This is a genomic window from Leucobacter tenebrionis, from assembly GCF_019884725.1.
Taxonomy (GTDB): Bacteria; Actinomycetota; Actinomycetes; order Actinomycetales; family Microbacteriaceae; genus Leucobacter; species Leucobacter tenebrionis.
In genome coordinates this window covers 490,986-511,838 of sequence record NZ_CP082322.1, presented here as the reverse complement: position 1 = coordinate 511,838, position 20,853 = coordinate 490,986, and the positions used below count along the sequence as shown (strand labels likewise).

General features: G+C 68.9%; 19 protein-coding genes and 1 tRNA gene. 12 read left to right on the top strand and 8 right to left on the bottom strand.

The window, feature by feature from the left end:
- Positions 1 to 3: 3 nt before the first annotated feature.
- The 4 genes from KVY00_RS02380 to KVY00_RS02365 all read right to left on the bottom strand — a co-directional run bounded on the left by KVY00_RS02380 (position 4) and on the right by KVY00_RS02365 (position 2,514).
- Positions 4 to 723 carry a B3/B4 domain-containing protein gene (locus tag KVY00_RS02380; protein ID WP_223044158.1) on the bottom strand — a complete coding sequence of 240 codons (720 nt, stop codon included), beginning with the start codon at positions 721 to 723 and terminating at the stop codon, positions 4 to 6.
- A complete protein-coding gene (locus KVY00_RS02375; protein ID WP_223044157.1) occupies positions 716 to 1,321 on the bottom strand; it encodes a helix-turn-helix domain-containing protein in 606 nt (201 codons plus the stop codon). The genes KVY00_RS02380 and KVY00_RS02375 overlap by 8 nt, the downstream gene beginning before the upstream one ends.
- 71 nt (positions 1,322 to 1,392) lie before the next feature.
- Positions 1,393 to 2,415, bottom strand: a complete 1,023-nt coding sequence (locus KVY00_RS02370) for an NAD(P)H-dependent flavin oxidoreductase (RefSeq protein ID WP_223044156.1) — start codon at positions 2,413 to 2,415, stop codon at positions 1,393 to 1,395.
- A gap of 17 nt (positions 2,416 to 2,432) precedes the next feature.
- Positions 2,433 to 2,514, bottom strand: a tRNA-Leu gene (locus KVY00_RS02365).
- A 219-nt stretch (positions 2,515 to 2,733) separates the two neighbouring features.
- On the opposite strand from KVY00_RS02365, the gene KVY00_RS02360 reads away from it, so the two are divergent.
- On the top strand, positions 2,734 to 4,329 hold the full coding sequence (locus KVY00_RS02360) for an isocitrate lyase (RefSeq protein WP_223044155.1): 1,596 nt from the start codon (positions 2,734 to 2,736) through the stop codon (positions 4,327 to 4,329).
- A 71-nt stretch (positions 4,330 to 4,400) separates the two neighbouring features.
- On the opposite strand, the gene KVY00_RS02355 is transcribed toward KVY00_RS02360, so the two are convergent.
- Positions 4,401 to 5,141, bottom strand: a complete 741-nt coding sequence (locus KVY00_RS02355) for a TIGR00645 family protein (RefSeq protein WP_223044154.1) — start codon at positions 5,139 to 5,141, stop codon at positions 4,401 to 4,403.
- 282 nt (positions 5,142 to 5,423) lie between these two features.
- Between KVY00_RS02355 and KVY00_RS02350 the strand changes: the two genes are divergently transcribed.
- From KVY00_RS02350 to KVY00_RS02320, 7 genes are all read left to right on the top strand, one after another.
- Positions 5,424 to 6,452 carry a TerC family protein gene (locus KVY00_RS02350; protein WP_394358263.1) on the top strand — a complete coding sequence of 343 codons (1,029 nt, stop codon included), beginning with the start codon at positions 5,424 to 5,426 and terminating at the stop codon, positions 6,450 to 6,452.
- Positions 6,453 to 6,611: 159 nt separating this feature from the next.
- Complete coding sequence (leuC, locus tag KVY00_RS02345; protein ID WP_223044152.1) at positions 6,612 to 8,102, top strand: 3-isopropylmalate dehydratase large subunit; 1,491 nt, start codon at positions 6,612 to 6,614, stop codon at positions 8,100 to 8,102.
- A 2-nt stretch (positions 8,103 to 8,104) separates the two neighbouring features.
- Positions 8,105 to 8,707 carry a 3-isopropylmalate dehydratase small subunit gene (gene leuD, locus KVY00_RS02340; RefSeq protein WP_223044151.1) on the top strand — a complete coding sequence of 201 codons (603 nt, stop codon included), beginning with the start codon at positions 8,105 to 8,107 and terminating at the stop codon, positions 8,705 to 8,707.
- A 41-nt stretch (positions 8,708 to 8,748) separates the two neighbouring features.
- Positions 8,749 to 10,137, top strand: a complete 1,389-nt coding sequence (gene murA / locus KVY00_RS02335) for a UDP-N-acetylglucosamine 1-carboxyvinyltransferase (RefSeq protein WP_223045145.1) — start codon at positions 8,749 to 8,751, stop codon at positions 10,135 to 10,137.
- Positions 10,138 to 10,199: 62 nt separating this feature from the next.
- Positions 10,200 to 10,976: a lysophospholipid acyltransferase family protein gene (locus KVY00_RS02330; protein ID WP_223044150.1), complete on the top strand. Its 777-nt coding sequence runs from the start codon at positions 10,200 to 10,202 to the stop codon at positions 10,974 to 10,976.
- Between the two features lie 29 nt (positions 10,977 to 11,005).
- Positions 11,006 to 12,094: an NAD(P)H-dependent glycerol-3-phosphate dehydrogenase gene (locus KVY00_RS02325; RefSeq protein ID WP_223044149.1), complete on the top strand. Its 1,089-nt coding sequence runs from the start codon at positions 11,006 to 11,008 to the stop codon at positions 12,092 to 12,094.
- The gene (locus KVY00_RS02320) at positions 12,091 to 13,239 is read left to right on the top strand and encodes a D-alanine--D-alanine ligase family protein (protein WP_223044148.1); all 1,149 of its coding nucleotides are present in this window, start codon (positions 12,091 to 12,093) and stop codon (positions 13,237 to 13,239) included. Before KVY00_RS02325 ends, KVY00_RS02320 begins: the two co-directional genes overlap by 4 nt.
- A 40-nt stretch (positions 13,240 to 13,279) precedes the next feature.
- Here the strand turns inward: KVY00_RS02320 and KVY00_RS02315 are convergent, their stop codons facing one another.
- On the bottom strand, positions 13,280 to 13,762 hold the full coding sequence (locus tag KVY00_RS02315) for a DUF3515 family protein (RefSeq protein ID WP_223044147.1): 483 nt from the start codon (positions 13,760 to 13,762) through the stop codon (positions 13,280 to 13,282).
- Between the two features lie 43 nt (positions 13,763 to 13,805).
- Between KVY00_RS02315 and thiL the strand changes: the two genes are divergently transcribed.
- On the top strand, positions 13,806 to 14,846 hold the full coding sequence (thiL, locus tag KVY00_RS02310) for a thiamine-phosphate kinase (RefSeq protein ID WP_223044146.1): 1,041 nt from the start codon (positions 13,806 to 13,808) through the stop codon (positions 14,844 to 14,846).
- 20 nt (positions 14,847 to 14,866) lie between these two features.
- Here the strand turns inward: thiL and KVY00_RS02305 are convergent, their stop codons facing one another.
- Positions 14,867 to 16,474, bottom strand: a complete 1,608-nt coding sequence (locus tag KVY00_RS02305) for a PucR family transcriptional regulator (RefSeq protein WP_223044145.1) — start codon at positions 16,472 to 16,474, stop codon at positions 14,867 to 14,869.
- Between the two features lie 158 nt (positions 16,475 to 16,632).
- On the opposite strand from KVY00_RS02305, the gene gabT reads away from it, so the two are divergent.
- From gabT to KVY00_RS02290, 3 genes are all read left to right on the top strand, one after another.
- On the top strand, positions 16,633 to 17,973 hold the full coding sequence (gabT, locus tag KVY00_RS02300; protein WP_223044144.1) for a 4-aminobutyrate--2-oxoglutarate transaminase: 1,341 nt from the start codon (positions 16,633 to 16,635) through the stop codon (positions 17,971 to 17,973).
- 20 nt (positions 17,974 to 17,993) lie between these two features.
- Entirely contained in the window at positions 17,994 to 19,463 is a 1,470-nt protein-coding gene (locus KVY00_RS02295; protein ID WP_223044143.1) for an NAD-dependent succinate-semialdehyde dehydrogenase, read from the top strand.
- Between the two features lie 213 nt (positions 19,464 to 19,676).
- Positions 19,677 to 20,135: a hypothetical protein gene (locus KVY00_RS02290; RefSeq protein WP_223044142.1), complete on the top strand. Its 459-nt coding sequence runs from the start codon at positions 19,677 to 19,679 to the stop codon at positions 20,133 to 20,135.
- Between the two features lie 12 nt (positions 20,136 to 20,147).
- Here KVY00_RS02290 and KVY00_RS02285 read toward each other — a convergent pair whose 3' ends face one another.
- Positions 20,148 to 20,816 carry an RsmD family RNA methyltransferase gene (locus KVY00_RS02285; RefSeq protein WP_223044141.1) on the bottom strand — a complete coding sequence of 223 codons (669 nt, stop codon included), beginning with the start codon at positions 20,814 to 20,816 and terminating at the stop codon, positions 20,148 to 20,150.
- Positions 20,817 to 20,853: the final 37 nt, after the last annotated feature.

Genomic DNA, 20,853 nt, shown 5'->3' with positions numbered 1-20,853 from the left:
CGCTCACAGCGCCCCGATCAGGCGACGGGAGGTCCTCATCCGGGGGCATACGGCCGACAGCGCCTCGATGAGGGCGTCGCCGGCTGCGGACAGTTCGTCGTCGGTCATCGGTGCGAGGGCGTCCATGATGAAGAACGCGGTCCGGGTGCTGTTCGTCAGCGCTGTGCGCTGTCCCTGCCGCCAGTTCCAGCGACGACAGGTCACTCCGGCATCGTCGCACCAGACGACCTCGCCGGCCTCGGGATGCTCGATCGCGGCCTCCCCGTTCGCGGTCGTGTCGAACGGCTCGGCCCCCGTGGCGCGGATCAGACGCGCCGGCCCGTCGTAGCGGTCGAAGTCCTCACCGCCGAGAGGGATCTGATGCAGCACCGAGATCGCGTTGTAGACATCGGTGAGCGCGTTGATGCGAGGCAACCCCTGCTCAGCCCGACGAGTCAACGCCTCGAGGCTGTTCCGAGTGCGTTGCGGCTTCGCCCCGAAGGCTCGGTACGCCTCCCTCCAGGCGGCGACATGCGGCAGCTCGGTCACCGGGGACGCGGCGAGGAGCTCCTCGGCATGCGATTCGGCTCGTTCGACCAGCGCGTCTGCCGCGGGGGAGGTCGCCTCCGCGTCCAGCCCCTCTGCGACGAGCAGCAGGGCGCGGTAATCCGGGCGAAGCTCGAACACCTCGGGTTCGACCGCGCTCGCGGTGAGGAACTCATCGGGACTGAGGATCTCAGGCATCCACGGCTCCGTTTCTGTACTGGCGGCCGACGCCCGGTTCGTAGACGCAGAGCGAGAAACGCGCGGGCGCATTATCGGGGTTGGTGTAGGAGTGGGGGACATCGCCGAAGAAGGACAGGGCGTCCCCGGCGGCCAGTTCGTGCGACTCGCCTCCGGCTTCGACGATCATCGCGCCCTCCAGCACCTGGAGCAGCTCACGGGTGCCGGTAGCGTGCTCCTCGCTCCGATGCTGTTCACCGGGCCCCAGCGTCCAGTCCCAGAGCTCGACCACGTCCGGGGGTTCCGTACCGGCGACGAGCACGCCGCGCCCGCCACGTTCCCCGGCCCACAGCACCGCGCCGCCGCCGGCCGGAGTGAGCTTCGCCGTCCGCGGTGCAGGAGCCTCGACGAGGGACGGGAGTCCCACCCCCAGAGCATCGGAGAGCCGCAGCAGCGTGCCCACGCTCGGGTTGACCCCGCCCTGCTCCACGTTCACGACCATCCGTCGGCTCACCCCGGCATGCTCCGACAGCTGATCCAGCGTCCATCCGCGAGCGTTCCGCTCCTGCTTCACCCGAGCGCCGATAGCGCGCGCGAGCGACTCTGCTCCCTGATCCATAAGTGCAGAATAATGCACCAATGGGGCATTGCCAAACATCGGAGCGGCCGGACTCGACCCGGGCCGCGGGCTCAGTCGAGTTCTGAGGTCAACCACTCGACGGCATCGGCGGCGGAACCGGTCGGGGCGCTGCGCCAGCCGGCGCCGGCCCAGAGATGCAACCGATCCGCGTCGCCGGCCCGGCCCGCTGCGGCGCGGAGCGAGCGAGTCAGGTGGTGCACGGCGGGGTAGCCGTCGATCGACGCCGCCTGATGCCGATCGATGAATCCGTTGCGCAGCGCGCGTGCGGGGCGACCCGTGAAGACTCGGGTGAGCACGGTCTGCGTGAACGAGGGGGAGCCCAGGGCGGCTCGGTGCGCCGGCGAGGTGCCGGCTTCGTCCGTGCGGAGCAGCAGCGTTCCGACCGCTACGGCCTGCGCGCCGGCCTCGAGCAGTTCGCGCACGGCCCCCGGCCCGTCGACCCCGCCCGCTGCGATCAGCGGCAGATCCACGGCCTGCAGCACGCGCCGCACGAGCGCGGCGGTCGTGATCGATTCGGGATCCCGGGTGCCGTCGAACACGGCGCTGTGACCACCCGCCTGCGACCCCTGGACGACGAGGCCGTCGACGCCGGCCTCCCGCGCGAGCCGGGCCTCCCCGGGCGAGGTCACCGTGGCTATGACGCGGGTGCCCGCCCGGCGGAGGGCGGCGATGTCGGCGCGGTCGGGGAGGCCGAAGGTCAAGGACACCACAGGCACGGGATCCTCGGTCAGCAGCGCGAGCTTCTCACCCCACCCGTCGTCGTCCTGCACGGGGGACGGGTCCAGTTCGAGCCCGTACGCGTCGGCCTCGGCTCGCAGTTCCTCCGCGTACGCGGCGAAGGCGGCCTCGTCCACCGATTCACCGGACGGCACGAAGAGGTTGACGCCGAAGGCGATGTCCGCCGCGCGCACGGCGGCGATCTCCTTCTCCAACGCTTCGCGGGGCTTGTATCCACCGGCCAGGAACGGGAAGCCCCCGGCCGAAGCGACGGCTCGCGCCAGCGCGACCGTCGAGGGGCCACCCGCCATGGGTGCCGCGACGATCGGGAGACGGCTGTCCAAGAGACGGGTCATAAACATCCCTCATTTCGTGCGCGAGGGGGGACTTGAACCCCCACGTCCGAAGACACTGGAACCTAAATCCAGCGCGTCTGCCAATTCCGCCACTCGCGCGAAGACCCGCTGCGAGGTCCGTCCTTAGTCTATCTGCTCCCCAGCGCGCGAAGTGCGCCCGGAGGAGGCAGTCCGATCCCGTGCTCGAGGTCAAATTTTCCGCCGTGCAGAAATACCGCGAATATTCACACCCGATTTGGCGCACGGGAGGTGTCCTGGCTGCCCCAAAGTAGAAGTAGTTCATATCGGAGCTAGCCGCCATCACACGAAGGAGTCAGCATGACTGCGTTCCAGAACGATATCGAGGCCGTCGAGGCGCTCAAGGAGCAGAACGGCTCAGGCTGGGATGCGATCAACCCCGAGCACGTCGCCCGGATGCGGGCCCAGAACCGGTTCCGCACGGGGCTCGAGATCGCGCAGTACACGGCCGACATCATGCGCCGCGACATGGCAGAGTACGACGCCGATGCATCGCTCTATACCCAGTCGCTCGGCGTCTGGCACGGGTTCATCGGGCAGCAGAAGATGATCTCGATCAAGAAGCACCTCGAGACCACGAAGAAGCGCTACCTCTACCTCTCCGGCTGGATGGTCGCCGCCCTGCGCTCCGAGTTCGGCCCGCTGCCCGACCAGTCGATGCACGAGAAGACCGCGGTGCCGGCCCTCATCGAGGAGCTCTACACGTTCCTGCGCCAGGCCGACGCCCGCGAGCTCGATCTACTGTTCACCCAGCTCGACGAAGCCCGCCGCGCGGGCGACGAGACCGCGGTCGAGTTCATCCAGTCGCAGATCGACAACTACGAGACCCACGTCGTGCCGATCATCGCCGACATCGACGCCGGCTTCGGCAACCCCGAGGCGACCTATCTGCTCGCGAAGAAGATGATCGAGGCGGGCGCCTGCGCGATCCAGATCGAGAACCAGGTCTCCGACGAGAAGCAGTGCGGGCACCAGGACGGCAAGGTCACCGTTCCGCACGAGGACTTCATCGCCAAGATCAACGCCGTGCGCTACGCGTTCCTCGAGCTCGGCATCGACAACGGCGTGATCGTCGCCCGCACCGACTCGCTCGGGGCCGGCCTCACCCAGAAGCTCGCCGTCACGAATACGCCCGGCGATCTGGGAGACCAGTACAACTCGTTCCTCGACGTCGAGGAGATCTCCGAGAGCGATCTCGGCAACGGCGATGTGGTCATCAAGTGCGACGGCAAGCTGCTGCGCCCGAAGCGCCTCCCCTCGAACCTCTACCAGTTCCGCAAGGGCACGGGCGAGGATCGCGTCGTGCTCGACTGCATCACCTCGCTGAAGAACGGCGCGGATCTGCTGTGGATCGAGACCGAGAAGCCGCACGTCGAGCAGATCGCCGGCATGGTCGACCGCATTCGCGAGGCGGTCCCGAACGCGAAGCTCGTGTACAACAACAGCCCGTCGTTCAACTGGACCCTCAACTTCCGCCAGCAGGCCTACGATCTGCTCGTCGAGCAGGGGGAGGACGTCTCGGCCTACGATCGCGACAACCTCATGAGCGTCGAGTACGACGGCACCGAGCTCGCCCGCCTCGCCGACGAGAAGATCCGCTCCTTCCAGCGCGACGGCTCCGCCAGGGCCGGCATCTTCCACCACCTCATCACCCTGCCGACCTACCACACGGCGGCGCTGTCGACCGACAACCTGGCCAAGGGATACTTCGGCGACGAGGGCATGCTGACCTACGTGCGCGACGTGCAGCGCCAGGAGATCCGTCAGGGGATCGCCACCGTCAAGCACCAGAACATGGCCGGCAGCGACATCGGCGACAACCACAAGGAGTACTTCGCCGGCGACGCCGCTCTCAAGGCCGGCGGCAAAGACAACACCATGAACCAGTTCAGCTGAGCCGCAGCTGACGCGAAAGGGGGCCCGGCCGAAGCCGGGCCCCCTTTCTGTCTTCCGGGGCGAGGTCGCGTCTACTCGACGACGCGGGCGCCCTCGGGCAACTGCGTCCCGGCCGGGACCCGCACGGTGACGTACTCCTCGGCGGCAGCCGGGGCAGCCTCCCGCAGTCCGGCCTCGATGCGGCCCGCGGTCACCTGATCCTGCTTCACCGCAGGGTGGTGGTGGCTCATCCGGTCGATCCACGCGAGTGCGAGCGCCGAGACGATGAAGGCGAGGTGGATCGCGACCTCCCACAGCACGCCGTCCCAGGAGTAGAGCACCGATCCGTCGGCGTTGCGCACGACGCCCTTATCCATACGGCCGACCTCGATGAAGGTCTTGAGCAGGTGGATCGAGGAGATCGAGATGATCGACACCGCGAGCTTCACCTTGAGCAGGTTCGTGTTGACGTGCGAGAGCCACTCGGGCTCGTCGTGATGCCCCTCGACGCGGATCTTCGAGACGAAGGTCTCGTAGCCGCCGATGATCACCATGATGAGCAGGTTCGCGATCATCACGATGTCGATGAGCGCGAGCACGCTCAGCATCACGTCGGTTTCCGTGACGTGCCCGGTGACGATCACGTTCTCGACGAGGTGCCACAGCTCGATGAAGAACAGCACCACGTAGATGGCCTGCGCGATGATGAGCCCGAGGTAGAGGGGAGCCTGCAGCCAGCGGCTCGCGAAGATGAAGGCCGCGAGCGTGCGGGAGGCGGGGCCGGGGCCGCGAGCGGTGCTGCGGTCGATCGGCGGGGTCGAACGGTCGATCACGGGCGTCCTTTCGTCTGCGATTGAGAATCACATCGTAGCGAGGGGAATCGCTCAGCCGCTGGGAGCAGACGCGGCGGCTCGCGAGCGCCTGATCCGCGGATCGCCGGGGTTCGGGTATGCTGGTGCCTTCGAAAGGGAGTATTCCGTTTCGCTCGCGTCGTCAGTACGCCGGGCTCCGTGGCCCGGCCGGTGCGAGCGCGGTGCCGTCTCGCCGGATCACCCGGGGGAGTCGCCGGGGAGAGACTTTCGGTTCATCCGCGCACCCGCGCCGCACCGAAAGAGATGTTCGTGGCACCTGTTCTTCCACCCTGGTTCGAGATCGGTTCGATGATTCTGCTCGTCGGAATCCTCGTCGTCGACCTGCTCCTCATCATCAAGCGCCCCCACGTGCCCAGCATGCGCGAGGCCAGCCTCTGGGTCGGCTTCTACGTGCTGCTCGCGCTGCTCTTCGCCGGGGCGATCTTCCTGCTGGGCGATGTGCAGCACGGAACCGAGTTCCTCGCCGGCTGGCTCACGGAGTACAGCCTCTCGATCGACAACCTTTTCGTGTTCGTGCTGATCCTCGCGAGCTTCAAGGTGCCGCACGCCTACCAGCAGCGCGCGCTCATGATCGGCATCATCCTGGCGCTGGTGTTCCGCGGCGTCTTCATCCTCGCCGGAGCCGCGCTCATCGAGCGGTTCATCTGGATCTTCTTCCTCTTCGGCGCGTGGCTCATCTGGACCGCTTGGCAGCAGGTCAAGCCGGGTGAGGAGGAGCACGGCGGCGACAGCTGGATCATCCGTCAGGTGAAGAAGGTCATGCCGATCTCCGACCACTACGACGGCGGCAAGCTGCGCACGACGGTCGACGGCAAACGGATGTGGACCCCGTTCCTGCTCGTGCTCGTCTCGCTCGGCACCACCGACCTGCTGTTCGCCCTCGACTCGATCCCCGCCATCTTCGGCATCACGCGCAGCCCGTTCATCGTCTTCACCGCCAACGTGTTCGCGCTCATGGGTCTGCGTCAGCTCTACTTCCTGCTCGGCGGCCTGCTCGACAAGCTCGAGTACCTCAAGTACGGCATCGCCGCGATCCTGGCGTTCATCGGCGTGAAGCTGGTCTTCCACGCCCTGCACGAGAACGAGCTGCCGTTCATCAACGGCGGGCACCACGTCGAATGGGTGCCCGACATCAGCATCTGGTTCTCGCTCGGGTTCATCGTCGCGGCGATGGCGGTGGCTACCATCGCGAGCGTCGTGAAGATGAATCGCGAGGCCAAGCGCAGCGGTCAGCGGCTGCACCTCGGAGCGGCCGATACTCCGGAGGACTGATCGCCCGGTGGTAGACTCTTCATCATGCGTCGTCGGCAGCTTCTTCTTCCTTGCCGCGACGGGGTGTAGCATTTCGGCCCTCCCGTCGCGGAGTCAGGCACGGCCGAAAGCGATCGCGCGTGTTCGCGCGTGCAAGTTACGGAATAGAGAAGCGCACGTATGACTGAAGCAACCAAGCCCCGAACTCTGGCCGAGAAGCTGTGGGACGACCACGTCGTCGTCAAGGGCGAGAACGGCGAACCCGATCTCATCTACATCGATCTCCACCTGATCCACGAGGTGACGAGCCCGCAGGCCTTCGACGGCCTCCGCATGGCCGATCGGCCCCTGCGCCGTGTGGATCTCATGATCGCGACCGAGGACCACAACACGCCGACGGTGAACATCACGCGGCAGATCGAGGATCCGACGAGCCGCCTGCAGATCGAGACCCTGCGTCGCAACGTCGAGGAGTTCGGCGTGCGGGCCCACCCGCTCGGCGACAAGGAGCAGGGCATCGTCCACGTGGTGGGCCCCCAGCTCGGCCTCACCATGCCCGGCATCACCGTGGTGTGCGGCGACAGCCACACCTCGACGCACGGCGCGTTCGGCGCGCTGGCGTTCGGTATCGGCACGAGCGAGGTCGAGCATGTGATGGCCACGCAGACGCTTCCGCTCAAGCCGTTCAAGACCATGGCGATCAACGTCGAGGGCGAACTGCGCCCGGGCGTCACCGCGAAGGACATCATCCTCGCGGTCATCGCGAAGATCGGCACCGGCGGCGGGCAGGGCTACGTGCTCGAGTACCGCGGTTCGGCGATCCGCGGCCTCTCGATGGACGGTCGCATGACGATCTGCAACATGTCGATCGAGGCCGGCGCGCGCGCGGGCATGGTCGCGCCCGACGAGACCACCTTCGAGTACGTGAAGGGCCGTCCCCATGCTCCGCAGGGCGAGGACTGGGATCGCGCGGTCGAGTACTGGAAGACGCTGCCGACCGACGAGGGCGCCGTCTTCGACCGCGAGGTGTTCATCGATGCGAGCGAGCTCGAGCCGTTCGTGACCTGGGGGACGAACCCCGGGCAGGGCGTGCTGCTGAGCGATCGTGTGCCGGATCCCGCGGAGATCGAGGATCCGAACGAGCGCGTCGCGGCCGAGCGGGCGCTGGAGTACATGGACCTCGAGGCCGGCACCCCCATGAAGGAGATCGCGGTCGACGCGGTGTTCATGGGATCCTGCACCAACAGCCGCCTCGACGACCTGCGCACCTTCGCGAGCATCATCAAGGGCAAGAAGAAGGCCGACGGCGTACGCCTCATGGTGGTGCCCGGGTCTGCGCGGGTGAGGCTCGAGGCCGAGGCCGAGGGCATCGACAAGATCGTCGAGGAGTTCGGCGGCGAGTGGCGCTTCGCCGGCTGCTCGATGTGCCTCGGCATGAACCCCGACCAGTTGGCGCCGGGGGAGCGCTGCGCCTCCACCTCGAACCGCAACTTCGAGGGGCGCCAGGGCAAGGGCGGGCGCACGCACCTCGTCTCGCCGCTCGTCGCGGCGGCGACGGCGATCCGCGGCACGCTCTCGAGCCCCTGGGATCTGAACGAGGATGCCGCGAAGGGCATCACCCACGATGCGGACGGCGCCGGGATCGCCGCCGAGAAGGCGGAGGCTGCGTAATCATGGACAAGTTCATCACGATGACGGGCGTGGCGGCACCGCTGAAGCGCTCGAACGTCGACACCGACCAGATCATCCCCGCGGTCTTCCTGAAGCGCGTCACGAAGACCGGCTTCGACGACGCCCTCTTCTACCACTGGCGTCAGAGCGACGACTTCGTGCTCAACCAGCCCGCGTTCGCGGGCGCCGAGATCCTCGTCGCCGGCCCCGATTTCGGTACCGGCTCCTCGCGCGAGCACGCCGTGTGGGCGCTGCGCGACTTCGGCTTCAAGGTCGTCATCTCGCCGCGCTTCGCGGACATCTTCCGGGGCAACTCCGGCAAGCAGGGGCTGCTCGCCGCACAGGTCGAGGAGGCCGACGTCGAGAAGCTCTGGGCCGCGATCGACGCGGAACCCGGCGTGCAGCTGACGGTGAGCCTCGAGGATCGCACGGTGTCGGTGGGCAACCTGAGTGTGCCGTTCCAGATCGACGACTACACTCGCTGGCGGCTCATGGAAGGGCTCGACGACATCTCGTTGACCCTCCGCAACGAGTCCGCAATCTCTGAATTCGAGGCTCGGCGCCCGTCGTGGATGCCGACCACAACCCCGCTGGAGGCCGCGTGAGCGAGCAGGACGCACCGAACGACGACGCGAACGTCGCCGTTATGAACGATGAGGCGACCGCCGCGGGCCTGAGACAGGACGCGAAGAAGGCCGGCGCTCGTGTCGGTCTGACCTCCGACGAGATCATCATCAACGGCGGCAGGCCCCTCAAGGGGCGCATCGAGGTGCGCGGCGCGAAGAACCTCGCGCCGAAGGCCATGGTGGCGGCGCTGCTGGGCAAGACCCCGAGCGTTCTGCGCAACGTGCCCAACGTGTCGGACATCCGCGTGGTGGCCGGTCTGCTCGCTCTGCACGGCGTGCTCATCACCAAGGGCGAGGATCCGGGCGAGTGGCGTCTCGACCCGTCGAACGTCGAGCAGGCGCACCACGCCGACATCGACGCTCACGCGGGGTCCTCGCGCATCCCGATCCTCTTCTGCGGCCCGCTGCTGCACCGGCTCGGAGAGGCGTTCATTCCTGATCTCGGCGGCTGCCGCATCGGCGACCGGCCGATCGACTTCCACCTCGACGCTCTGCGCAAGTTCGGCGCGGTGGTCGAGAAGCTGCCGAGCGGGATCAGCCTCACCGCACCCAACGGTCTCAAGGGCGCGAACATCGAGCTTCCCTACCCCTCGGTCGGCGCGACCGAGCAGGTGCTGCTCACGAGCGTGCTCGCCGAGGGGCAGACCGAACTGCGCAATGCGGCCATCGAGCCCGAGATCATCGACCTCATCTGCATCCTGCAGAAGATGGGTGCGATCATCACGGTCGAGCCGAACCGGGTCATCTTCATCGAGGGTGTGAAGGAGCTGCGCGGCTACGACCACGCGGCGATCTTCGACCGCAACGAGGCCGCCAGCTGGGCGGCCGCGGCGCTCGCGACCAGGGGAGACGTGTTCGTCGAGGGGGCGAAGCAGGAGGAGATGATGACCTTCCTCAACGTCTTCCGCAAGGTCGGCGGCGACTTCGACGTGCACTCCGACGGCATCCGCTTCTGGCACCCCGGTGGGGCGCTGAAGCCCGTGACCATCGAGACCGATGTGCACCCCGGCTTCATGACCGACTGGCAGCAGCCGCTCGTGGTCGCGCTCACGCAGGCGGAGGGCGTGTCGACCATCCACGAAACCGTCTACGAGAACCGCTTCGGGTTCACCGACGCGCTCAACAAGATGGGCGCCGACATCCGCGTCTACAAGGACGGCCTGCATGACGACACGCGCCGCGTGCTGCGCCGCGAGTTCGAGCAGGCCGCGGTGATCACCGGCCCGACCCCGCTCACCGGTGCCGAGATCGAGGTGCCCGACCTGCGGGGCGGCTTCAGCTACCTCATCGCCGGCCTGACCGCCGAGGGGCAGACGAAGGTCACGAACCTCGGCATCATCTCGCGCGGCTACGAGAACTTCATCGAGAAGCTGCGCAAGCTCGGCGCAGATTTCGTCTACGAGAGCTGATCCCTCGTTCCTCCCCGGCACGGCATTCCGCGCCGGGGAGGCCGTCGCGAGATAATGTGAGCATGACTGACACGGTAAAACTCCGCAGCCGCCCCTCCGCGGAGAAGCGTCGACCCTCCGTGTTCTGGGTGCTCGCCTGCGCGATCCTGCCGGCCTGGTCGCTCATGGTGCGGTACCGCTTCACCCCCCAGTCGAAGCTGCCGAAGACGGGTCCCTTCATCCTGGCGCCCAACCACTACAGCGAGATCGATCCGATCGCGATGGGCGCCGCCGTCTGGCATCTGGGCCGCCTGCCGAGGTTCATGGCGAAGGCGAGCCTCTTCCGCGTTCCCGTGCTCGGCTGGCTGCTGCGGGCATCCGGCCAGATCCCGGTGGAGCGGCAGGGATCGGCGCGCCCGGCGCGAGACGGCGCGAACCCCATGGGCGCGGCGGGTCAGCTCATCGAGCGCGAGTCGGGAGTGATCGTCTATCCGGAAGGATCGCTCACGCGCGATCCGGATCTCTGGCCCATGCGGGGCAAGTCGGGCGCGGTGCGGCTCGCTCTCGAATCTGGCATCCCGCTGATCCCGGTGGCGCACTGGGGTACGCAGGATCTCATGCCGCGCTACGCCAAGCGCATCCACCCGTTCCCGCGGAAGACCATCCGCGTCTCGGTGGGCGAGGCGCTCGACCTCAGCCGCTTCGAGGGACGCGCTGTCGATCAGCGGGTGGTGACCGAGGCCACCAACCTGCTCATGGACGCGATCACGGCGCTGCTCTCCGACCTCCGAGACGAACAGCCCCCGGCCGAGCGCTGGGATCCGAGCAAGCACCAGCAGAGTGAAACGGGGCGTTTTTGACCACTCGGCCGATCCCGATCGTCACCGGAATGAATCAGCGCAACCGCGGCCGCAAGGTCGCGGTGATCGGCGCGGGCAGCTGGGGGACGACCTTCGCGAAGGTGCTCTGCGACGCGGGGTGCGACGTGACCGTCTGGGCGCGTCGACGCGAGGTCGCGCACGAGATCCAGGTCGCGAAGCGCAACTCGCAGTACCTCTCGGGCATCAACCTGCCGAAGAGCCTGAAAGCGACCGATGACCTGAGCGTCGCGCTGCGCGGGGCTTCCCTCGTGTTCCTCGCGGTGCCGAGCCAGACCCTGCGGCAGAACCTCATCGACCTCGAGCCGTACCTCGACCGGCGCAGCGTGCTCGTGAGCCTGGTGAAGGGCGTCGAGAAGACCACCACCATGCGCATGTCGCAGGTGATCTACGACACCCTCGACCTCGACGAGGCCCGCATCGGCGTCATCTCGGGCCCGAACATCGCGCTCGAGATCGCCAAGGAGCAGCCGACGGGCGGCGTCGCGTCGTGCGTCGACCTCGCCGTGGCGCAGGAGATCGCCACCGCCGCATCGGCGCCCTACTTCCGCACCTACGTCAACACCGACGTCATCGGCACCGAGCTCGGCGGCGTGCTCAAGAACCTGATCGCCCTCGCGATCGGCATCGTCGATGGCGTCGGCTACGGCGAGAACACGAAGGCCGCGATCATCACGCGCGGCATCGCGGAGATGACGCAGTTCTCGGTCGCGCAGGGCGCTGATCCCGCCACGCTCTCCGGTCTCGCCGGGCTCGGCGACCTCATCGCCACCTGCCAGTCCCCGCTCTCCCGCAACAACACCGCGGGCCGGCTCATCGGCCAGGGGTACACGCAGGAGGAGACCAAGGAGCAGATGCAGCAGGTCGCCGAGGGGATCACCTCGGTGCCGCCGGTGCTCGAGCTGGCCCGCGAGCTCGGGATCGGCATGCCGATCGTGGAGCAGGTGCAGATGGTGCTGAGCGGTCGCATGGCTCCGAAGGATCTCGGCCCGCATCTCGCCACCGAAGACGACGTACCCCAGCCGGAGCAGACGCTCACCGGCACCCAGGAAGGCGCCTGGCGCCGATTGCTCAACCGTTTGAAGGGACCCTCGACGTGACCGCAGCCCCCACCGTATCGGCGAACGCCGAGAACTCGTCCGCCGGCAAGCGCACCGTCGTGCTGCTGTTCGGCGGCCGATCGAGCGAGCACGGCATCAGCTGCGTCACCGCGGCCGGCGTGCTCCGGTCGATCGATCGCGAGCGGTTCGACGTGATCCTCGTCGGCATCACCAAGCACGGCGCGAATGTGCTGCTGCAGGAGAGCGATCTCGAAGACTACCGACTCGAGGCGGGGGCGCTGCCCGAGGTGCGCGACAACGGCACGCGCGTGCTGTGGCCCGCGTCGACCGAGACCCGCTCGCTCACCGTGATCGATCAGAGCGGCGCGCTGCGCACGCTCGGTCACGCCGACGCGGTGCTGCCGATGCTGCACGGACCCTACGGCGAGGACGGCACGGTGCAGGGCATGCTCGACCTCGTCGACCTGCCCTACGTGGGCAGCGGCGTGCTGGGCTCCGCCCTGTGCATGGACAAGCACGCCGTGAAGACCGTGCTCGCCGACGCCGGAATCCCGGTCGCGCCCTGGCGCACCGTGACCCGTGAGCAGGTGGCGCGCGATCCGCACCTCGTCGAGGCGCTCGACGAGGGGCTTCACTACCCGCTCTTCGTCAAGCCCGCGCGAGCCGGCTCGTCGGTCGGCGTGAGCCGCGTGACCGAGCGGTCCGAGATTCCCGCCGCGCTCGACGTCGCGTTCGCCGAGGATCGCACCGTGCTCATCGAGTCGGGCGTGACCGGTCGCGAGGTCGAGATCGCCGTGCTCGAGGGGCGCGGCGACGACCAGCCCCGCACCAGCTCGGTGATCGGCGAGATCGTCTTCACCGGGCGTGAGTTCTACGACTTCGAGGCGAAGTACCTGGGGGCGGCGGGCGTCGAACTCGCACTGCCCGCGCAGGTGACCGATGCCGAGTTCGAGGCGATCCGCGATGCCGCCGTGCGGGCCTTCGAAGTGACGCAGTGCGCGGGGCTCGCGCGCATCGACTTCTTCCTCACCGATAACGGGCCCGTCATCAACGAGATCAATACGCTCCCGGGCTTCACGCCGATCTCGATGTACCCGCGCCTCTGGCAGGAGTCGGGGCTCGGCTACACCGACCTCATCACCGAGCTGGTGGAGCTCGCGATCGAGAAGAAGCCGGCGTACTGAGCGCCTGTGCCGGGTGCCCGGAGCCGAGTGCTCCGGGAGCCTAGGGTTCGAGCGTGTCGACGAGGCCCACGCACTCGCGGGTCTGCGGCAGCTGCTTGACGACGGTGCCGAGGTCGAGCACCGCGGCGGTGCCGCTGGCGTGCTCGGAGTTCACGAAGACGGCGAGGCCGGGCGAGCGGCCGTAGGCCTCGAAGCGGTAGATCGGGGCCTGCGAGTCGTCGATGATCCAGTCGACCCCATCGACGTTCACGCAGCTGTCGGTGGTCGGCCCGCTCGGCACGACGCCGCACTGCAGTTCGACGCCCGAGGGCGTGCCCCAGGCGCCGGTCGCCTGCGCATTGGTGGTGCGCCGTTCGAGGCCGGCGACGGTGTCGGGCAGCCGCACGATCACGTCGGCGCAGGCGGGGTCGTTCGCGTTCTCCGCCGCCTCCATCGGCACGTCTCCCGCGCAGCCCGTGAGGAGCGTCGCCGAGGCGAGTGCCGCCGTGGTCAGGGTGAGCGTGCGGATCCGGAGCGAAGTCACGCAGCCAGCCTACCGACATCCCCCTGTGCGCTAGTTTGAGAGTGTGAAGGCAACCGTGGGCGAGCTGGGGGAGCGCGAGGTGCTGGCGCGGGTGCTCGCCGGTCTCGGGAGTGCCGAGGCCGCGCGGCTCGGGCCGGGCGATGATTGCGCGGTACTCGGCTTCGCCGGTGACGCGGTCGTGACGACCGACACGATGATCGAGGGCCCCGACTTCCGCCTCGCGTGGCACGACGGTTTCGACCTGGGGTGGAAGCTCGCGGCGACCAACCTCTCCGATGTGGCCGCCATGGGGGCTCGGCCGACCGCGCTCACGGTCGCGCTCGCGGTGCCCCGCGAGACCCCGGTCGAACTGCTGGAGCGCATCGCCCGAGGGCTCGACGCGGCCTGCCGGGAACTCGCGCCGGGCTGCGGCGTGGTCGGGGGAGATCTCGGCCGGGCGCCCGTCGTGACAGCCTCGGTGACCGCGCTCGGCGACCTCGAGGGGCGGCAACCGGTCACCCGCTCGGGCGCGCGCCCCGGCGACGTGATCGCCTACGCCGGGCCGCTGGGCCTCGCCGGGCTCGGGCTCTCGCTGCTGTTCGCCGAAGCCGCCGATCCCGACGGCACCGCGCATGCCCGCTCCCTGCCGGGGCTGCGCCGGGCGCACCCCGTCGAGATCGCCGCGCAGCTCGCGCCGACCCCGCCGATCGGGCTCGGGGTGCGGGCCGCCGAGGCGGGAGCGACCGCCATGATGGACGTCTCGGACTCGCTCTCGATCGACGCCGACCGCATGGCGCGCGCGAGCGGCGCGGTGCTCGACCTCGACGCGGCGCTGCTGGAGGCTGGTTTCGGCGCCCAGCTGGGGGCCTCGGGGGCGCGGGTGCCGGTCGAAGCGATGCTCACGGGCGGAGAGGACCACGGTCTGCTCGCTACCTTCCCCGCTGCCGGGACGCTGCCCGACGGATTCGTGCGGATCGGCGAGGTGCGGGCGCTGGGAGCCGAGAGCCGGGGATCCCGCGCGGAGCTGCCTACCGTGACCCTCGACGGCGCTCCGCTCGAGCCGCGCGGCTGGGACCCGTACACGGTGCGGCTGCCGGGGGCCTGACGAGCGTTCCTGCGGGGAGACTACTCCCCGTGCGGTGTCCCAGCGGCGCCGGCCGTGAGCCGCAGCGCAGCCCACAGCTCGGCCCGGGTATCGGGGGAGTCGAGGTCGGCCTGCAGCAGTTGCCCGGCGGTCTGCACCCGTGCCTTGAGCGTGTGGCGGTGGATGCCGAGCTCGGTCGCGGCGGGGCTCGTCTGCCCGTGGTGCGCGAGCCAGGCGCGCAGGCTGAGTTCGATCGTGTCGTCGTGCTTGCGATCGTGCTTCCGCAGAGGCGCGAGCAGGCTGTCGGCGCGGCGCCGTGCATCGGGCACCGTGCTCAGGAGATGCAGCACGCCGTCGTGGAGGGCGGGGAGGTAGTCGACCGGCCCCTCCGCTCCGCTCGCGATCGCGTACTCGAGGGCACGATCCGCCTGGTCGATCAGCTCGCCCAGCTGAGTCGGTTCGCCGCGCTCGGATATGCCCGACGGGATGCGGCGGGGGAGCAGCAGGCGGCGGATCGCCGGGAGGTGCCGCGCCTCCGCGACCATCACGGGTGCGCCGTCGAGAGCGGCGCTGATGACCCCCTGGCTGCCGGCGTCGAACGACTGCAGGTCCTCGAGCGTCTCCGGGGCCAGCCCCTCGGAGCGGTAGCGCACCGCGACGACCGTGCCTCGGGGTACGCGGGCGAGGGCGCCCTCTGCCAGCTTCTCGGCGAGGGCGAAGTCCCCGGCGATCAGCAGCGTCACGATCGCGTCGCGCAGCGAGGCCTGGGCTGCGTCGATCCCGCTGCGGTGCTCGAGCTGCACCGTGGCCAGTGCTGCGACGAGCCCCACCAGCGTGCGCTCAGCGGTGTCCGGGGCGCCGTGATCCTCGACCGCCAGGACGCCCAGCACCCTGCCCTGCCTGCCGAGCGCCTGCATCCGCACCCCGCCGCCCGTGCCGCCGATGCGCCCGGCGCTCAGACCGCGCTCGACGAGACGCCGGGTCTCGCGCTGGATCCACTCGGTCTGCACCTCGCGTCGGGCGGAGCGGGGCGCGAACTCGATGATCCGGCCTGAGCGGTCGGCGATGCACACCCAGCGGTCGAGCCTGGACGCGGCCTCGCGCACGACCGATCCCAGTCCGTCGCGTTGCAGAGAGGCCGACGCGACCGCGCGCTGCGACTCGAGGGCCCAGATGTCGCGCTCGCGAGCGCCCGCTTCGAGCAGGCGCGCCGCCGTCTGCACGATCTCGATGAATGCCGTGTCGTATGGCACGCGGAAGAGCGGCAGCCCGAGCCTGTCGCAGGCCGAGACGATCCGCGCGGGCACCCGATCCCAGTGCAGGCCGACCGCGACGCCGAGGGCGGTCACCCCGGCCCCGATGAGCCGTTGCGCGTAGGCGTCGGCGTCGCGCTGATCGTGCACAGCCGTGAAGCGGGCGCCGGTGGTGAGGAGCACGGTGCGGGGCGTGAGGAAGGGGGCGGGATCCTCGAGCTCGCTCACGTGCACCCACTGCACGGGGCGCTCGGTCGCGTCCTCGGAAGCGCCGGCGATCAGCACGAGCCCGAGCTGATACTGGCGCAGCAGTTCGCCGAGCTCGATGCTGGGCGAGTGCGTGACGGGTGTCGCGGTACCCGACGAGCGTTCCGTCCGATCCTGATGCTCTGCCATGTCGCTCGCTTGAAGTCGTGTGCCGAAATGTCGAAAGTTCGACGTTGTTTCGTCCATCTTGGCACAATGGGCCCGATGAGTGCGGGTCTAGGCTGATCCCGAATCCATTCGAATCCGCGATGCGCCCCGCGCCGCGGATGAGCCTCAAGGAGAATCTCATGGCAGACGCCCTCATCGGCGGCCCCTCGCTTCCGCAGGAGCGCAAGCTCGTCACCAGCATTCCCGGCCCGAAGTCGCAGGAGATCATCGCGCGCAAGAGCGCCGCGGTCGCTGCGGGCGTCGGTGCTGCGCTGCCCGTCTCGATCGTCGCCGCAGGCGGCGGCGTTATGGTCGACGCCGACGGCAACTCGCTCATCGACCTCGGCTCGGGCATCGCCGTGACCGGCGTCGGCAACTCGGCCCCCCGCGTCGTCGAGGCCGTCACCGCTCAGGTGCAGCAGTTCACGCACACCTGCTTCACCGTCACCCCCTACGAGGGCTACATCCAGGTCGCCGAGAAGCTCAACGAGCTGACCCCCGGCGATCACGAGAAGCGCTCCGCCCTCTTCAACTCGGGTGCCGAAGCCGTCGAGAACGCCATCAAGATCGCGCGTCACTACACCAAGAAGAACGGCGTCGTCGTGTTCGACCACGCCTACCACGGCCGCACCAACCTCACCATGGGCATGACCGCCAAGAACATGCCTTACAAGGACGGCTTCGGCCCGTTCGCCCCCGAGGTCTACCGCGTGCCCACCTCGTACCCCTTCCGCGACGGCCTGACCGGCGCCGAGGCGGCCGAGGTCGCGCTCACCCAGATCGAGAAGCAGGTCGGCGCCGCCAACCTCGCCGCGATCATCATCGAGCCCATCCAGGGCGAGGGCGGCTTCATCGCTCCCGCCGAGGGCTTCCTCCCCGCACTGCAGGAGTGGGCGACCGCCAACGGCGTCGTCTTCATCCTCGACGAGGTGCAGACCGGCTTCGCCCGCACCGGCGACCTCTTCGCCGCGAACCACGAGGGTGTCGTCCCCGACCTCGTCACCACCGCCAAGGGCATCGCGGGCGGCCTGCCCCTCTCGGCCGTGACCGGCCGCGCCGAGATCATGGATTCGGCGCACGCCGGCGGCCTCGGCGGCACCTACACCGGCAGCCCGATCTCGTGCGCCGCGGCCCTCGCGACCATCGAGACCTACGAGCAGGAGAACCTCTCGGAGCGCGCCCGCGAGATCGGCGCGATCATCGAGGAGTTCTTCACCGAGCTGCAGAAGAACGACGACCGCATCGGCGACATCCGCGGCCGCGGCGCCATGCAGGCCATCGAGCTCGTGGAGTCGGGATCGAAGAAGCCCGCCGCCGCGCTGACCGGCGCGATCGCCAAGCAGGCCGGCGAGCAGGGCGTGATCCTGCTCACCTGCGGCACCTACGGCAACGTGATCCGCTTCCTCCCGCCGCTCGCCATCTCGGACGAGCTGCTGCGCGAGGGCCTGCAGATCGTCGCCGACGCGCTCGCCGCTAACTGACAACGGAAGGACACAGAACAATGGCTTTGAAGCCCAACGAGCAGGAGCTGCTCGACCGTGTTGAGAGCGGCCTCGGAATCGGCGGCAAGTGGGAGGCTTCGACCTCGGGTGCGACGTTCGACGTGCATGATCCCGCGACCGGCGAGGTCATCAAGACGATCGCGGACGCGACCGTCGAGGACGCGGTGCGCGCGCTCGACGCGGCCGTCGAGGCGCAGCAGGAGTGGGGCAACACCCCGACCCGTGTGCGCTCGAACATCCTGCGCCGCGCGTTCGATCTGCTGATGGAGCGCAAGGAGGAGTTCGCGCTGCTGATGGCCATGGAGATGGGCAAGCCCATCGCCGAGGCCCGCGGCGAGGTCGTGTACGGCGGCGAGTTCCTGCGCTGGTTCTCGGAGGAGGCCGTGCGCGTGCAGGGCGACTACCGTCAGAACCCCGAGGGCACCGGCAACATGGTGGTCTCGCACATCCCCGTCGGTCCGTGCTACTTCATCACGCCGTGGAACTTCCCGCTGGCGATGGCGACCCGCAAGATCGCTCCGGCGCTGGCCGCCGGCTGCACCTCGGTGATCAAGCCGGCCGCGCTGACCCCGCTGACCACGATCTACTTCGTGCAGCTGCTCGAGGAGGCGGGCCTGCCCGCCGGTGTCGTGAACGTGGTGCCGACCTCGAAGTCGAGCGCTCAGTCGTCGGCGCTGCTCAGCGATCCGCGCCTGCGCAAGCTGTCGTTCACCGGGTCGACCCCGGTGGGCGTGAAGCTGCTCGAGGCCGCGGCGCAGAACGTGCTGCGCACCTCGATGGAGCTCGGCGGCAACGCGCCGTTCATCGTGTTCGAGGACGCGGATCTCGATAAGGCCGTCGAGGGCGCGCTGCTGGCGAAGTTCCGCAACATCGGCCAGGCCTGCACCGCGGCGAACCGCATCATCGTCCACGAGTCGGTGGCCGACGAGTTCGCGCGTCGCGTGGGCGAGAAGGTCGCCGCGATGAAGATCGGGCGCGGCGCCGACGAGGGCAACGACATCGGCGCGCTGGTCGAGGAGAAGGCCGTGGCGAACACGGCGCGTCTCGTGGCCGACGCGGTCGAGACCGGCGGCACGATCGTGACCGGCGGCGAGACCATCGACGGCCCGGGCAACTTCTTCCAGCCGACCGTGATCGACAACCTCAGCTCGCAGGCCGCGATCATGCGCGAGGAGATCTTCGGGCCGGTGCTCGGGATCATCCGCTTCTCCACCGAGGAGGAGGCGGTCGAGATCGCCAACAACACCGAGTACGGCCTCGTGAGCTACGTGTTCACCGAGAACATCGCTCGCGGTCACCGCATGATCGAGCAGCTCGAGACCGGCATGATGGGCCTGAACACCGGCCTCGTGTCGAACGCGGCGGCTCCGTTCGGCGGCGTGAAGCAGTCGGGCATCGGCCGCGAGGGCGGCTTCGACGGCATCCACGAGTTCCTGTCGACGAAGTACACGCTGATCCCGCGCTCGTAGCCCGCGATCACTGAAACTCCGGCGATCCGCCCGGTACCGGCAGCTTCGAGCTGTTTCTCCCGGTATCCGGCGGATCGCCGGAGTTTTGTGTTGTGCCCGTGGCATCTCTCGGAGTGCTCCGGGCACTATGAGCTTGGGTTTCGCAACGCCGGCGCATAGGCTCGTCTCACACTGCTGAGGTTCGTGCTGCAGGTCGATGCTCCGGGAGGAACGATGAAGCTCCGAGTTCGAAGAGTCGCCCTCGCGGCTGGCCTCGCTGTCGGTCTCGCCCTTGCGGGGTGCACCGCTGATGCGGATCCGCAGCCGACTCCCGAAACCGATGCGGCGATGAACCAGGAGACGTTCGACGCACTCGAGCCGAGCATCACCGCCGATTTCCAATGCGGACAGCTCAGCCTGCTCGCGACCTACCAACTCCGACTCGACCAAGGACTTTCCGGCGCCGAGGGCGACGAAGCGGGCAGAGCGGCCCAGGAGCGGATGCTCGAGGATCTCTGGGCGAGCCTCCTTGAGGGCGATACCGCGATCACCCCTCACATCCGGGACATCAAAGAAGCCCTGGAGGAAGGCGACACGGTCAAATACAGCGAGGCTTCCGAGGCGGCTTCGAGCGCCTGCACCGAGAACGGCACCGGGATCCAGATGGGTTTCCTGCCCGGCGAGGGCGGCTGAGCCTCCTCCGGCTTACTCCGGGCCCTGCTGCTCCGAGTCCTGCTGCTCCGAGCCCTGCTCGTCGGCGACGACCTCCGCCCACCACAGCGCAGTCTCGCCGTAGCGCTTCTCGCGCACGGGGGCGAGGCCGGCCGGCCAGGTGGGTTCGGGGGAGCGGGTGCTGCGCTCGACGAGCACCGCCGCGTCGTCGGTGAGCAGGGGGACGAGCGCGGTGAGGTTCGCGGTGAGTTCGGCCTCGCCGAGGTCGTAGGGCGGATCGAGCAGCGCCACGTCCCAGCGCGGCGCCGGTCCGTGCGGGGCTGATGTACCCGACACGGCGCCCGACCCCGTCCCGGCGCCGTCGAGGAAGGTCTGGACCGACTGCCGCACCACGTCGACGGCCGGTGCCGATCCGGCATCCTTGAACGCGCCCAGCACGGTGCGCGTATTGCGGCTCGCGACCTGCGCCGCCTGCGGATGCTTCTCGACCAGCGTCACCGCTGCCGCCCCGCGGCTCGCTGCCTCGAGGCCGAGCGCACCCGATCCGGCGTAGAGGTCGAGCACACGGGCGCCGTCGACGAGTCCCCACGATTCGAGCGTCGAGAAGACGGCCTCGCGCACGCGGTCGCTCGTGGGGCGGGTGCCCGATTTCGGCACGTCGAGGCGAAGGGATCCCGCGGCTCCGGCGATGATTCTGGTCACCCCACGAGGGTACCGCCTCGCAGTGTCGGTGGCCGCC